The sequence below is a fragment of the Carnobacterium alterfunditum DSM 5972 genome, assembly GCF_000744115.1.
Taxonomy (GTDB): domain Bacteria; phylum Bacillota; class Bacilli; order Lactobacillales; family Carnobacteriaceae; genus Carnobacterium_B; species Carnobacterium_B alterfunditum.
Genome location: NZ_JQLG01000004.1, coordinates 166,696 through 181,828, shown reverse-complemented (window position 1 = coordinate 181,828; position 15,133 = coordinate 166,696). Strand labels below are relative to the sequence as shown.

11 protein-coding genes are annotated in these 15,133 nt (G+C 28.5%); all 11 read left to right on the top strand.

What is annotated here, in order from left to right; genetic code table 11:
* The first annotated feature begins 220 nt into the window (after window positions 1–220).
* Window positions 221–1,243 (top strand): glycosyltransferase family 2 protein, encoded by a 1,023-nt coding sequence (locus BR50_RS01430; RefSeq protein ID WP_034545449.1) that lies wholly within the window; start codon window positions 221–223, stop codon window positions 1,241–1,243.
* Between the two features lie 20 nt (window positions 1,244–1,263).
* Window positions 1,264–2,259, top strand: a complete 996-nt coding sequence (locus BR50_RS01425; protein WP_034545447.1) for a glycosyltransferase family 2 protein — start codon at window positions 1,264–1,266, stop codon at window positions 2,257–2,259.
* A 15-nt stretch (window positions 2,260–2,274) separates the two neighbouring features.
* The gene (locus BR50_RS01420) at window positions 2,275–3,399 is read left to right on the top strand and encodes a hypothetical protein (protein ID WP_034545445.1); all 1,125 of its coding nucleotides are present in this window, start codon (window positions 2,275–2,277) and stop codon (window positions 3,397–3,399) included.
* Between the two features lie 36 nt (window positions 3,400–3,435).
* Window positions 3,436–4,260, top strand: coding sequence for a glycosyltransferase (locus BR50_RS01415; protein ID WP_034545443.1), 825 nt, complete (start codon window positions 3,436–3,438; stop codon window positions 4,258–4,260).
* Window positions 4,261–4,286: 26 nt separating this feature from the next.
* Complete coding sequence (locus tag BR50_RS01410; protein WP_034545441.1) at window positions 4,287–5,534, top strand: TolB-like translocation protein; 1,248 nt, start codon at window positions 4,287–4,289, stop codon at window positions 5,532–5,534.
* A gap of 31 nt (window positions 5,535–5,565) precedes the next feature.
* Window positions 5,566–6,690, top strand: coding sequence for a glycosyltransferase (locus BR50_RS01405; protein WP_034545438.1), 1,125 nt, complete (start codon window positions 5,566–5,568; stop codon window positions 6,688–6,690).
* On the top strand, window positions 6,683–7,981 hold the full coding sequence (locus BR50_RS01400) for a hypothetical protein (protein ID WP_034545435.1): 1,299 nt from the start codon (window positions 6,683–6,685) through the stop codon (window positions 7,979–7,981). The genes BR50_RS01405 and BR50_RS01400 overlap by 8 nt, the downstream gene beginning before the upstream one ends.
* A gap of 23 nt (window positions 7,982–8,004) precedes the next feature.
* Window positions 8,005–8,880: a glycosyltransferase gene (locus tag BR50_RS01395; protein ID WP_051905704.1), complete on the top strand. Its 876-nt coding sequence runs from the start codon at window positions 8,005–8,007 to the stop codon at window positions 8,878–8,880.
* A 42-nt stretch (window positions 8,881–8,922) separates the two neighbouring features.
* Entirely contained in the window at window positions 8,923–10,344 is a 1,422-nt protein-coding gene (locus BR50_RS01390; RefSeq protein WP_034545433.1) for a lipopolysaccharide biosynthesis protein, read from the top strand.
* Window positions 10,345–10,453: 109 nt separating this feature from the next.
* Window positions 10,454–11,479: a GDP-mannose 4,6-dehydratase gene (locus tag BR50_RS01385; RefSeq protein ID WP_081884506.1), complete on the top strand. Its 1,026-nt coding sequence runs from the start codon at window positions 10,454–10,456 to the stop codon at window positions 11,477–11,479.
* Between the two features lie 246 nt (window positions 11,480–11,725).
* Window positions 11,726–15,115, top strand: coding sequence for a GW dipeptide domain-containing protein (locus BR50_RS01380; RefSeq protein ID WP_034545429.1), 3,390 nt, complete (start codon window positions 11,726–11,728; stop codon window positions 15,113–15,115).
* Window positions 15,116–15,133: the final 18 nt, after the last annotated feature.

Genomic DNA, 15,133 nt, shown 5'->3' with positions numbered 1-15,133 from the left:
TCGTCACGTTTAAATGAAAAATAAAAACGTTGGCTATAGGCTCTGTTTGACTTGAAGTGTGGTACAATTTAAGCTGTATGATAATGGAATATAGCAAACACTGAAACAACTTTTAGTCTGCTAATGACAGTGTAATCAATAGTTTCCATTTCTAACTAATACAGCTTGAATTCACGATATTTATTTATAGAAAAACAATTAAGATTTTGGAAAAAATGTATTGAAAATTATTATTTTTAAAAATAGGGATGTGAGAAATATTTATACAAATAATTTAGTCTCCATAATTGTTCCAGTCTATAATTCTGAAGAATTTATAGCTGAGAATCTTTTGTCAATTTTAAATCAAGATCATAAAAATTTAGAAGCCATAATGGTGGATGATGGGTCTACGGATAGTTCCATAAATATTATCAAAGAAATAGCTAAAAATGATAGTAGAGTTAAGTATATTAGACAAGAGAATCAAGGAGCACCAGCAGCTAGAAATAACGGTCTACTACATTCACAAGGTGATTTTTTATATTTTATTGATTCAGATGATAGATTAAGCAATCGGGCGGTTTCTCTAATGTTAACCTCTTTTTCAATGACAGATGCTGATATTGTGATTGGACAATACCAAAATATGGATGAAAATGGTAATTTAAACCATATACAAGATTTTGGGTATAGTAAATCAAGTATACTTACAACGAAAGAAGACCTTAAAGAGCTAGTTTTCTTGCCTCCTTTTCCCGGAAATAAAATGTATAAAATGTCTATAATAAAAGATAACCAAATTAAGTTTGCTAGTGTTAAAATAGCACAAGATCTGAACTTCTATTTAAAAGCATTACTAGGTGCTAATAAAGTTTCAATTATTGATGAAGTAGTTTATTATTATAGGTTTAGATTAGGTAGTATTAGTAATACGTATACTAAATCAATTTTAGAAATTAAAGAAAGTATAAACGATGTTGAATCTTTTTATAAAGATAATAATCAATTTGATCAATTTCTGTTTTTAAATATAAGATTTTTATATTATTCATACCAATTATCAAAAATACCACAAATAAAAAGTGAAAAAGAACGAAGTTTAGTTTTTAAAACTTTAAAAAAAGATTTGAAAAAAATACCTAAAAATTCTTTGTATTCCAATATTTATAGGAAAAAATATTGGAATACAACATTAAAAATAAATATGGAAATTATCTTTTTAAGTAAATTTTATCAAAACTATCAAAATAAAAAAAAATGAATGTTAAGGAGAATAAATAAATGGAAACCCCTCTTATTAGTGTTATTATTCCAGTTTATAATATAGCGGAATATTTACCCAGATGTATTGATTCGGTAATTAGTCAAACCTATAAGCAACTAGAAATCATTCTAATTGATGACGGATCAACAGATAGAAGCCCTGAAATTTGTAAATCTTATGTTCAAAAAGATAGGAGAATAAAGTTTATCTCAAAGAAAAACGGAGGACAGGGAAGTGCAAGAAACTTAGGATTAAGTTTATGCACCGGTGATTTTGTTACATTTGTTGATAGTGATGATTGGCTAGTAAATGACATATATTCACATTGTGTAAATATCATAAAAAAAAGCAAACCGGATATTGTTAGTTTTAATTGTATTGAAACAAATGGAGATGTAGAAATAGATAAAGACTTGAATTTCCAGTTAGAGTCGGTATATAAGGATGAATTATTAAGAGATTATCTTTATAGAGGTCAAACAGACCGTGCCCCATTTACAGTGTGGCGTAAGGTCTATAAAAAGGAAATAATAGAAAAAATACAGTTTGATGAAGGTAAAATTAATGAAGATATAGTTTTTAACTTTAAAGTATTATCAAAGGCTAATTCTTTAATCCATACTTCTAAAATTGGGTATTACTATTATCAAGGAAATAAAAGTACAACCAGAAACGGATTAAAAAAAAGAGATTTTGATTTATTAGATGCTAGTGAACAATTAATAGAACTAGCAAAAATCGAAAAAAATAAAGATATATATTATTTAGCTCGTGTCAAAGAAGCAAGATCTTATTTTTCATTGTTGGCTAAAATTGCAATGTACGGTTTTGAAGATGATACATTAGACCAAAAAGAAGTAATCAAATCACTCAAAAATAAATTGAGAAAGAAGTATATTTTTCTTCTTAAATCGCCAATTCCTTTGAGCAGAAAACTGATGGCTGGTTTGTTAATAATAGATGTTAGACTTTTATCTGAACCATTAAAAATGTATAAAAAAATAAAGAAATAAGTGGAGGCTTTGCAAATGGACCAACCTTTTACATTAAAGGAATACTGGGCGTTTATTAAATGCTATAAAAAAACAATAATTTCAACTATCTTAATTACTGCAGTATTGTTTATAGGCTTCATAACCGTTAGAGTTTTTTTTACCGACGAAACTCAAATAAATCAGACTGTGCAAGAACAAGAAATAGAAGAACCAACTATAGATGAAGAACAAGGGACAAAATATTTGAATTCAGATTATGAATCTTTAAATGAGAATCAGCAAGCTGAACTTATACAGTATCTAAATCAAGATGCTTATTTATTTAGATATTATATAGAAAATGAAGAAGCTGTGCCGTATACTTCTTTTAGAACTATAAAAGAGATTCTCACAACAGATGATATTGTTCAACAAATTGAAGATGAAACGTCAGTGGAATTTTTACCTGATTCAAAAAGAGCTATTCGTTTAGATTATGATGCTGATAATTATATTCATACATTTTTAGTGGGTATGGGGGATAAAAAAGGTAATCAAAAATTAGCACAAGAATATTACAATACATTTAAAGAAGAAAGTTTGCCCTTCTTTGAAAATAAAAGAGTTCATTTAATTGATGCAGCACCAATTAAGTTTGAAGATCAAGAAGCTGAAGAAACTATTGTTCCAGAAATAACAGTAGAGAAACAAAACCAAGGAATTAATGTAGTATTATTTATTTTGGCAACTGTAATGGCAGCTATAACAGGCGTTATTATTAGCTTTTTCCAGAATTATTTTAAAAAGGAAATTTCTTATTTATATAACTACCAATTAATAAATGAAGAAAGATTAGTAAAAATAAATCAGTTGAAAGCTGATAATAAAGATACAGAGATAAGCATAATTAATCATGTAGTAAGAGATTCTTCAAAAGGCACAATGATTGTTGCCAGTGAAGAAATTCCGGCTGAGTATATGAATAATTTGGAAAATGGTAATAACTCTGAGAAGAAAGTTACTATTAGCTCTAATATTTTAACTATTCCATCTAATATCGATATTCAAAAAATTTATATTATTACAGCTTTAAATAAAACCAATAAAAATTGGTACAAACAACAATTAAAATTAGCTAGAAATTATAGTGATAGATTAACAATTATTGAAATAGACTAAGCCTTATTTAGAAATGGTTACTCGGAGGAATAAATAATGAGCAATTCAAAGTTTTCTGTTTTACTATCAGTTTATCGCAAAGAAAAAAAAGATTATTTATTAAGTAGTATTAAAAGCATCCTTAATCAATCAAGTATTCCAAATGAAATAGTGATTGTAGAGGATGGCCCTTTAGATGAGGAATTAGATAATCTAATTAATACTTTTATAAAAAAATACCCAAAATTATTTAAAATTGTAAAGTTGGAAAAAAATGTCGGTTTAGGATTAGCATTAAATGAAGGGCTAAAAGCATGTTCATTCGAACTTGTAGCAAGAATGGATACCGACGATATAGCTAAAAAACTACGCTTTGAAAAACAACTCCAAGAATTTGAGAGTAACCCACAGTTAAGTATTGTTGGAACAAATACAGATGAATTCATTTCAGATCCTGCTAATGTTATAAGTAGAAGAGTTGTCCCAGAAAAAAATGAAGATATTTTAAAGTTTTCAAGAAGAAGAAGCCCTTTCAATCATCCAACAGTCATGTATAAAAAAATAGATGTGCTAGCATGTGGAGGGTACAAAGACTTTAGAAGAAATCAGGATTATGATTTGTTCGTTAGAATGTTAAATAAGGGGTATAAAGGATATAATATCCAAGAATCACTATTATTATTTAGAGCCGATACTGGAAATTTAAGCAGACGAAAAAGTTGGACTAAAACTAAAAGTGATATATACATGAGATATAATTTTTTAAGAAAAGGGTATTCTTCAGTATACGATTTTTCAATTACAACTGTAGGATTTTTGATCATTTTTTTAACTCCACTGAGTATGTTTGATCTCATTAATAAGTACTTTTTAAGAAAATAATTCAAATTAAAGAAAGTGGTGGAAATATGTCTTTAGAAAAAAGAGTCAATTATGTCCTTTCACAATTCCCTTTCATCAAAAAAAATGTAAAAAGAGCGTACCAACTTTTCTTTTATAGTGTTTCACCAAAACAAAAAAAAACAGGTGAAATAAAAAGAGTTTCACCTAACGATGAATACGAGTATTTTTTTGGTTATTATGATAAATCTCCATGGGATAGTACTGATCGATATATGTTATGTCTAAAAGTTGACGATACATCAAAAAGTACAGCTCCTAAGACAATTGCAGATATTATGATTATTGACACAGAAAATGATAATAAAATAAAAAAATTAGGTAGTACGAATTCATGGAATGTTCAACAAGGCGCTATGGTTCAGTGGTTAGGCCCAAATTTTGATGAAGAAATCATTTATAATGATTTTCAAAATGGAGATTATTGTTCTGTAATACTAAATATAAAAACTAATGAAAAGAGAATTATCAAAAAACCTGTTTATAACGTTTCAAGTGATGGCAGATGGGCTCTTACTTTAGACTTTTCCAGACTTCATCGTCTTAGAGAAGGATATGGGTATTCTAACAAGGAAGACTCAACGAAAAATGAAAAAATTCCGAATTCTGCTGCTATTTGGAAAATTGACTTATTAAAAAATGAAATCCATCCCTTACTAACCTACTCTGATTTTTATGATTTTCAAACTTCAAATTCTATGAAAAATGCAGAGCATAAAGTTAATCATATTATGATTAACCCTTCCGGTACAAGATTTATGGTATTGCATAGATGGATAAATGGTGGAGAAAAACACACTAGATTGGTAACCATGGATATGGATGGAAGCAATTTATACAATTTAAATGATGATGTAATGACTTCACACTGCTTTTGGAAGAATGATAAAGAAATAATAGCGTATGCAAATAAAAATAAATTAGGAACAGGATATTATCTGTTTAATGATCAAACTACAGAATTCATCCAAGTTTTAGAAGAGCTCACAAATGATGGACATCCTAGTTATTCTCCTAGTGGCAAGTACATTGTCACGGATACCTATCCAAATAAAAAAAGAATGGCTTCTATTTATCTTGCTCGTAATGATAAGGTTCAAACCATAGCACGTGTGTTTGCCCCGTTTAAATATGACAATGAACTTAGATGTGATTTGCATCCAAGATGGAACAGAGCTGGAAATGAAATTAGTTTTGATTCTGTTTTTGAAGGTAAAAGAAGATTGTACACTGTGAGTATTCCACCTGAAAAATAGAGTAAATAGAGTTGAAGGGGTTGAAAGGTCAATGAAAAAGATATTAGTTTACGGTGTATCAAATGAAATAGGAGGAATTGAAGCTTTTTTTATAAATATTCTATCTCATTTAAATGATACTTCATTATCGTTTGACTTTATAACTTCTTCAAGTGCAGCATGTCAATACGAAAAAAAAATTATTGAAAATGGCGGTAAAAACTTTAAAATCACCTCATGGGGTAAAAATCCGGTTGCGCATAACAAAGAGATAAAAGAGCTTCTAAAAAAGAGTGATTATGATTATATCTGGGTAAACGCTACTTCTGCAAGTAATATATCTATATATAAAAATGTGAAAAAAAGTACTAAAGCGAAATTGATTATTCATTCACACGGTTCGGCTTTCGAGTCAAAAAATACTGGATTAAAGTTTAAAATATTAAAAAAATTACATTTTTTTAATAAAAAATCTCTAATAAATTATGGAGACGTTTTATTTGCAAGTTCAAAAGAAGCATCTTCATGGTTGTTTGGAGATGATAGAAACGTAGAAATAATAAAAAACGGGATAGATATCAAACGGTTTTTATTTAATTCAGAAATAAGGAAAAAAATCCGAGAAGAATTAGACATTAGTAATAAAAAAGTTTTAATAAATATTGGAAGATTAGAAGATGTAAAGAACCAATTTTTTTTATTAGATATTGTCTCTCAATTATCAAAAGTTGATAATAATATCGTATTACTATTAATTGGAGAAGGAAGTTTAGAAAATATTCTGAAAGAAAAAATCGGTAATTTAAACCTTAATAAACATGTTATTTTATTAGGATTTAGATCAAATATCGAAGATTATTTAACAGCATCAGATTTGTTTATTCTTCCTTCTAAAAGTGAAGGACTTTCAATTGCAGCAATTGAAGCTCAATCTGCTGGTTTAACTTGTTTAGTCTCTGATAATGTACCTCTGGAAATAAATGTTACAGAAAAAGTGAATTATATGAGTTTGGATGAACCAATTGGAAGTTGGGTTAATAAAATCATGGATTTATTTAACAAAGAGAATAACCGCTTAGAAATGTCCTTTGCAGTTGAACAGAGCGGCTTTAGTATTCAAAATACCGTAGATGTTATTAAAAATATATTAGTAAAGGAAGGGAAAATAAATGAATAATAAACCCATAAATTTTTTTTTCTTTCTTCTAATATTTTACGTAACATTTCCATTTGTATTTAAAGAGCAACATTTATTACAGGACTTAATATTTTTAGGTATTAGTGTTTTGATTATAGTTTCTAATTATAAGCTCCTGCTAAAGAAGACAAATATTCTTTCTACAAAAAAAATATTTTTAATCATGTTGTTTAGTTTACTTTCTATCTTTTCGATTGCATATCCTATATATTTAGGTACAATGGATTTCACTTATTTTAGAGGTATATATTTTACTTCTTTGCAGCTTTTAATCACCCATTTAGCGATGATTACTATTTTTATTAAACTATACAAAGAAAAAGCAACGTTTGAACTGTTAACTAAATTTTATATTGGTAGTTGTTTAATGTATATTTTGACTACATTTATATTAATTAGTATTCCGCCTTTAAAAGAAATATGGCTAAGTGTTCTTTACATTTCTGAAACGGATATTGAACATTTATTGAAACCTCAGTATTCAACAAGAATAGGAATAGATGGTTTTGCAGGTTTCAGGCAAACCTTGAGATTTTCAATTGGAATTGTATTAAATAGCTTTTTAATTGTAAAAACATTAAAATCACAAAAAAAATTATCTTGGTTATTTTATGTATCTTTAATTTTTCTGCTTTTAGGAACTCTTTTGTATGGAAGAATTGGAAGTGTGGTTAGTATTGCTACACTCTTCATTTTACTAGTATTTTTTTTAGGGTATCAAAAAACAATGCATTTCGGTGTCTCTATACTCTCATTTTCTTTTATAGGGATACTACTTTTAATAGGCATATCATTTTTAAGTGAACCTATTCGGATATGGTTTGAATGGGCATTTGAATTGATAATTAACTTTGTTCAAACTGGGAAATTTTCTTCAACCTCAACTGATATTCTTTTTGAAAAAATGTATTTCGTTCCAAGTCTAAAAGAATTTTTTGTTGGTGAAGGATGGTTTACTGATCCAATAAGTGGTAGTTATTTCGGAGGAACAGATGTTGGTTTTTTAAGAAGCATATTATTTTTTGGAATTTTTCCTACTTTAATAAATTATTTTATTCCATTTTTTATTATTTCCGATATGAAAAATGCTCTCTCAAAACAAGATAAATTAAGTTCCCGCTTTTTAGGGTCTCTATTATTTCTTTTATTTATTGTCTTTGAGATAAAAGGTGGAATTTTCCATTATTTAATTCCCTACCTCATTCCTTTTTACATTATAGTTGATTTTCAAAAAAAGAGTAACAGTAATATAAAGGAAGTATCATTATAAACAAACTTATTTAGGAGGCAATTATGAAAATAGGTATTGTGATATTGAATTATTTGAACTGGGAGGATACTGTTGAGTGTATTCAATCTATTAAAACACAAACCTATGATGGTTTAGAAATAGTAGTTGTAGATAATTGTTCAAATAATATGTCCATAGAAAATATCAAGAAGCATTTACCAAATTATACAAAAATACATTTTTTACAGACAAAAGAAAATTTGGGATTTGCAAAAGGAAATAACGTAGGTATCTCATACTGTACAACCCAATTAAAGATAAACAATGTTTTTGTAGTTAATAATGATACGATATTTACTGATGAGTTATTTTTCGAAAAATTATCAAGGATTGATATTGGAAATAATATTGGGGCTGTTGGCACGGAGATAATAGGTAGCGATGGGGAAAATCAAAATCCTATTGAGTTTAGCGCCAATTTTAAAAGTATTATAAGAGAATACCTTTTTCCAGTAATTTTATTTTTAAGAAATATTGGATTGTTAAAACAAAATATAAAAGATGAAAAAAAAATTGAAAATAATGAAAATAAAAATAAAAATAATGAAAATTTTATCCTACATGGAGCGGCAATCTTTTTAACGGAAAATTATTTAAACCAAATTAATGGATTTTATCCAAAAACTTTTTTATACTATGAAGAAAATATCTTAGGAATTATTTTCAAAAAAATGAATTTAGAGATGTTGTACTATGATGAAACGAGTATTTACCATAAAGAGGACCAATCATCCATAAAAAGTTTTTCTAATCAATCTAAGATAAAGTATAAATTTGGACGAAAAAGTGTCAAAGAAGCGCTAAAATTATTTTTTGCAAAACCAGAACGAATAAAAAAAATAGTTAATGAACAAAAGTATTATTACGATATAAAATAAGTCTAAATAAGCTTTAAATGATGAAAGTAGGGACTATTTGTTATGGCAATGAGTGATTTTAAATCAGGAATTAGGTATAGTGCAATAGGAAAATATTCTAATGTTATTATCCAATTGTTAGTAAATGCGGTATTATCACGGATACTTTCCCCAGGAGATTATGGAATCGTAGCAATTGTACAAATATTTTTGGCGTTTTTTACACTACTAGCAGATATGGGCTTTGGGCCAGCAATAATACAAAATAAAACATTAAAGGATACTGAAATAAGTGTGATCTTTCAATTCTCAATCTATGCAGCAATATTATTAGGTATCGCTTTTACCTTTTTAGGGTACCCAGTTAGTCTATTTTATGATAATACTGTTTATGTTCCTATCTTTGTGATTTTAGGCATATCCGTATTCTTTTATGCACTACTGGTAGTACCTAAAGCAATACTTGAAAAAAAGAAAGATTTTAAATCTGTAAATGTTGTAGTTATTATATCTGGTATTGTTAAAGGGATTGTTTCAATAATATTAGCAGTGATGGGGTTTAAATATTACTCTATTATTATTGGTGGGATAGTTCAGGCTATCATAAATTTTGCATATTATTATTATAAAACTAGAATTTCTCCCTTTGAAAAATTTAAATGGGACCCAATAAAAAAAATCTGGCAATTTTCTAAAAACCAGTTTTCGTTTAATTTTATTAATTATTTTTCTAGGAATTTAGATAGTATACTAATAGGTAAATTTTTAGATCCTATTCAATTAGCATTTTATAACAAATCATACCAAATATCGTTATATCCAAATCAATTATTAGCTGGTATTATAACGCCCGTAATCCAACCTATTATGTCTGATTACCAAGAGGAAAAAGATGTTATAGAGAAGGTATATTTGAAGATTACTAGAATTTTAGCAAATATTGGTATCCCGGTTTCGGTTTTTTGTTTCTTTGCGGCTGAGGAAATCATTTTATTTATTTTTGGTAATCAATGGGGAGATAGTGTTTTAACTTTTCGTATTTTATCGGTATCAATATGGCTACAAATGATTGCAAGTACAACAGGAGCATTTTATCAATCATCAAATAGAACAGATTTGCTTTTATTTTCTGGAATACAATCTATGATACTTAATGCTCTATTTATTATTTATGGGATAATGAATGGTACAATTGAATCAGTTGCCTATATGATAGTAATATCATTTACAGTGAATTTTTTAGTTAATAATTATTTACTAATGTATAAAGTCTTTGGTTCTGGTTTTTCAAAGCTAGTAACGACTTTGAAAAAACCAGTTGTTTTAGGGATACTTCAATTGATAGCCTTTTTATTGTTACCTGATTTAAACTTTAGTATTTTTATTACTTTAGTTATACAAGTAATTGTTTTTGTAATTACCTTTTTGATTGGATTATTAGTAACAGGTCAACTTAAGGAAATGAAAAAACTGATTGTAAAATAAATATTAAATTAAAAAGCTGAATATGACTACTAAATACTACGTTCTTTATTACACAAATAAAAGTAACGGAATTTTTCAAAAAATTAATAGGTTAGGGATGGATTAAATGATGACAAAAAGCACTAAAGATATTATTTTGGTAACCGGTGTTGCAGGGTTTATAGGATCTTTTTTAGCCAAAAGATTATTAGAATCCGGAAAAAAAGTTATAGGCATTGATAATTTAAATGATTATTATGATGTGAATTTAAAAAAAGAGAGATTAGAAAACTTAAATACGTTTGAAAATTTTAAATTTGAGAAAGTAGACATAGCAGATAAAGAATCAGTAATGAAAATTTTTATAGAGTTTAATCCATCAATAGTAATTAATTTAGCTGCACAAGCGGGTGTACGGTATTCTTTAGAGAACCCAGATGCATATACTCAAAGCAATTTGATAGGCTTCTTTAACATCTTAGAGGCATGCAGAAATCATCCTGTCGATCATCTTATTTATGCTTCTTCTAGTTCAGTTTATGGAAATAATAAAAAAGTTCCTTTTGAAGAAACAGATAAAGTAGATAATCCTGTATCTCTATATGCTGCAACTAAAAAATCAAATGAGCTAATGGCTCATACTTATAGTCATTTATATAATATTCCTGCTACAGGATTGAGATTCTTTACCGTATATGGCCCAATGGGTAGACCTGATATGGCATATTTTGGCTTTGCAGATAAATATTTTGCTAATGATTTAATTACGATTTATAATAATGGCGATTTTGAAAATGATTTATACCGTGATTTCACTTATATAGATGATATTATTGAAGGAATAGTCCAATTATTATTAAAGCAACCAGAAAAAACAAATGAGCAAGTTCCTCATCGAATATTAAATATTGGAAATAGCCAACCAGTTAAGTTAATGGAATTTATTACAACTTTAGAAAAAGCTTTCAGTCAATCTTTAGGCCGTACAGTTAAGTTTAATAAAAAATATGAACCTATAAAACTTGGTGATGTTCCAGCAACATATGCCTCTACAGATAAATTGCAAGAGTTGACAGGTTTTAAACCAACCACTTCCATAAAAGAAGGACTTCAAAAATTTACTGATTGGTATGTAAATTATTATAAAAAAAATTAATTTTTATTAGTATCTTCAAATATTATATTATTAGTGATATAGGACTAATATTCTGTAATGTCATAAATTATAACAATTTTTTAGATAGAAATTCTATTGAATTTTTATTTTAGAAAATTGTTATTTTTTATTTATCGAATAAATATTTAAATTTAACAATGTGTAAAATAAATAAAAAACTATGGTATAATACAAATAGTTTTTGTATTTTTTTGTAGTTTTGTAAAAGAAAAAGGGAGGTTTATAATGGAAAATAAGAAAAAACGAGTGCGCTTTATGTTGAAGTCAATCACTGTACTGACTCTAATGGCGACTTTAGCTTCATCTATTGCACCGGCTGCAGTATCTGCTTCCGAAATAATTAACAAAGAAATAGTCGGGGAAACACAGACCAAGAATTATGAAAGTGATGAACAGGAAAGTCAAGGAGTCACATCAGAAAGTATACATAGCGAAATAGTGGAAGAAGAAACAGAAAAAAAGGAAATAGAGGAATCTTCTCTTACTGATACTGATTCTAGTAATAGTATGGAATCTGGACAAAAGATACTCGAAGAGAAACCAGCAGTAGACGAAGTAAATGATGCAATGAAATCTTCTGCTGAACCATTTAAAGCTGATGGAAGTGATAGTGTCACCAAAAGTGATTATGTTCATTACGATGCTGTAGTAATCACAGTAAATCAGCCTGTTTTTTCGGAACCAGGTTACACTGTAGGAGCAAAAAAAACAGGAGAAACGACTACTTATTTGAATCAATTAGTTGTTATTTCACAAGAAAAAGTGACTGCAAAAGGTATTTGGGCTCAAATTTCTATCAATAATAAAATGATAGGTTGGGTTGCTAAAAATACATTAAAAGTTAATCTTGACAAGATCATTGAGCAGAAAATGGTGCATTACGATGCAGTTATTACACAAAGTCGCCACGATGTATATACCTTACCTGGATATACTGAAGGAAACGTCCGTATAACAAAATCTGCTACTTATTTTAATCAGAAGGTTAAATTACTTCAAACAATTAAAACAAATCGCGCAACATGGGTACAGTTTTCTATTAATGGTGTAACGATTGGTTGGATGAATATTATTGGAATAGATATCAAATATGATTCATTTAAAGATGTTAAAAAAGTTTATTATGATGCAACAGTAGAGCAAGGGCGTCATGATGTATATACTTTACCTGGTTATACAAAAGGGAATGAAATAACAACAAAATCTTCTACATATCTAAATCAAACTGTTCAAATAACTGAGGAAAAAGTGTCTGACCGTGCGACATGGGTATTGATTACTCAAAATGGAAAGATGATAGGTTGGATGAATAAAAAAGGTGTAAAAGTAGTTGCGTATAATAATACTGTTATTGAAAGTCGTTTAGTCCACTATGAAGCAACTGTATCAAGAAATGACCAATTGATTTTTTCAGCTCCTGGCTATACAAAAGAATCAAAAGCAATTGCTAATACAAAAGATTATTATAAAAGAAGCACGAAAATTTTAGAAGAAAAAGTGACAAAACGAGCAACATGGGCTCTTATTTCAGTTGATAATAAAACAATTGGTTGGGTTGATAAAGCTCATTTAACTGTTCAATATGATAACATAAAGAGTACTAAAGCAGTTCATTATGATGCACTAGTGAATCAAGGACGTCATGATGTTTATACAACCCCAGGATATACAGAGGGAAATGAAATCATTACAAAATCATCATCTTATTTAAATGAAAAAGCTCGTATAGTAAACATCGTAGAGACGAGCAGAGCAACATGGGCTCAATTTTCTATTGACGGAAAAATAATTGGGTGGATGAATGTTATTGGGTTGTCTATTCAATATGATAAGATTATATCTAGTAATAAAGTTAATATTATAGCAAAAGTGGTAGAGGGTAGACATGATATATATACGATACCTGGATATACCAAGAACAATGAACTTTTAACAAAATCTGAAACTTATCTTAACAAAGATGTAACGATTTTAGAAGAAAAAGAAACTGATAGAGCAACATGGGCTTTAATTACTCAAAATGGAAGAACAATTGGCTGGATGAATAAAAAAGGACTAGCTATACTTAATGGAGATCTTGTTGATAAGGTTACAGAGAGTCGTATTATTCATAATGACGCCGTCATTAGCAAGAAAAACCAGCTCATTTATTCTGCTCCAGGGTTTACTGTTGGAGCAAAAGAAATTGGGAATACGTCAAGTTATTTAAATAAAAAAGTTCAAATTAATCAAGAAAAAGAAACTAATAGAGCAACATGGGCCCAGATTTCAATCAACGGCAAAAATATCGGTTGGGTAAATAAAAGTACTTTAACACTTAAATACGATACAATACAAATTACTAAAGGTGTACATTTTGATGCAGTTGTTTCGCAAGGACGCCATGATATTTACACTGTGCCTGGATATACTAAAGGTAATGAAATAATTGCTAAATCTTCAAATTATCTTAATAAAAAGGTTCTTGTTTTAAAGACAGTTAAAACAAACCGAGCAACATGGGCTCAAATTTCAGTAAATGGAAAAGTAGTTGGCTGGATGAATATTATTGGATTATCTATTCAATATGACAAAATCTTAGACACAAAAAAAGTTCATTATGAGGCAGTTGTAGTACAAGATAATCATGATGTGTACTCAAAACCTGGCTATACAGAAAATAGTCAGCGATTAACAAAATCTTTAGCGTATTTGAATAAAAAAGGAATAGTCACTCAAATAGTTAAAACAAATCGAGCAACATGGGCAGAAATTTCTGTTGATGGAAAACCCCCAATTTGGATGAATATTAACGGATTAAAAATGAAATACGATAAAATCACCTCAACTAAAACTACAAATTATAATGCTAAAGTAGTTGAAGGTAAACACGATATTTATACTATGCCAGGCTACACAGATGGCAATGTAATTGTTGGGAAATCAGGAAGTTATTTAAATAAAAATATTAAAGTTATCCAGGAAAAACAAACTTCTCGTGCCACATGGGCTTTAATTTCTATGAATGGTAAAACAATTGGATGGATGAATAAAAAGGGAGTAGATAGTATTTCTATCTACCTAGATCCCGGTCATGGTGGAGATGAGCCTGGAGCAATTTCTGGCTTCGTTAAAGAAAAAGTTCTTAATTTAAAAGTAGCATTAAAAGTTGAAAAATTATTAAAAGAAAAAGGTTATGAAGTTATTATGTCAAGAAGAACGGATGAATTTGTAAGTTTATCTGATCGAGCACAAGAAGCTAATAAAATGAAGGTAGATATTTTTGTTAGTGTGCATCATAATGCCTTTATGAAAACAGCATATGGGATTGAAACGTATTCGTATAATGGTCTTGGAAATCCCAAGAATATTATGTCAAATAATTCAAAACGTTTACTTACTAGTACCGTTTTGTCTAATGCAATACACAAAAAAATAATTAGCAATACAGGTGCTTATGATAGAAACAATCGGAAAGCAAATTATCATGTTATTAGGGAAACAACTATGCCTGCAGTACTTTTAGAATTAGGCTACATGGATAATACCAATGAAAGAGCTAAATTAGTAACAGATAACTATCAAAATAAATTAGCTAAAGGAGTAGTTGAAGGAATAGTTAATTATTTTAACTAGTTACTTAAATTTAAATGA

Excerpts from the sequence above, each read along its gene's own strand:
- BR50_RS01380 (WP_034545429.1), top strand. The coding sequence starts at position 11,726 with ATGGAAAATAAGAAAAAACGAGTGCGCTTTATGTTGAAGTCAATCACT.
- BR50_RS01425 (WP_034545447.1), top strand. The coding sequence starts at position 1,264 with ATGGAAACCCCTCTTATTAGTGTTATTATTCCAGTTTATAATATAGCG.
- BR50_RS01420 (WP_034545445.1), top strand. The coding sequence starts at position 2,275 with ATGGACCAACCTTTTACATTAAAGGAATACTGGGCGTTTATTAAATGC.
- BR50_RS01400 (WP_034545435.1), top strand. The coding sequence starts at position 6,683 with ATGAATAATAAACCCATAAATTTTTTTTTCTTTCTTCTAATATTTTAC.
- BR50_RS01395 (WP_051905704.1), top strand. The coding sequence starts at position 8,005 with ATGAAAATAGGTATTGTGATATTGAATTATTTGAACTGGGAGGATACT.
- BR50_RS01390 (WP_034545433.1), top strand. The coding sequence starts at position 8,923 with ATGGCAATGAGTGATTTTAAATCAGGAATTAGGTATAGTGCAATAGGA.
- BR50_RS01405 (WP_034545438.1), top strand. The coding sequence starts at position 5,566 with ATGAAAAAGATATTAGTTTACGGTGTATCAAATGAAATAGGAGGAATT.
- BR50_RS01410 (WP_034545441.1), top strand. The coding sequence starts at position 4,287 with ATGTCTTTAGAAAAAAGAGTCAATTATGTCCTTTCACAATTCCCTTTC.
- BR50_RS01385 (WP_081884506.1), top strand. The coding sequence starts at position 10,454 with ATGACAAAAAGCACTAAAGATATTATTTTGGTAACCGGTGTTGCAGGG.
- BR50_RS01415 (WP_034545443.1), top strand. The coding sequence starts at position 3,436 with ATGAGCAATTCAAAGTTTTCTGTTTTACTATCAGTTTATCGCAAAGAA.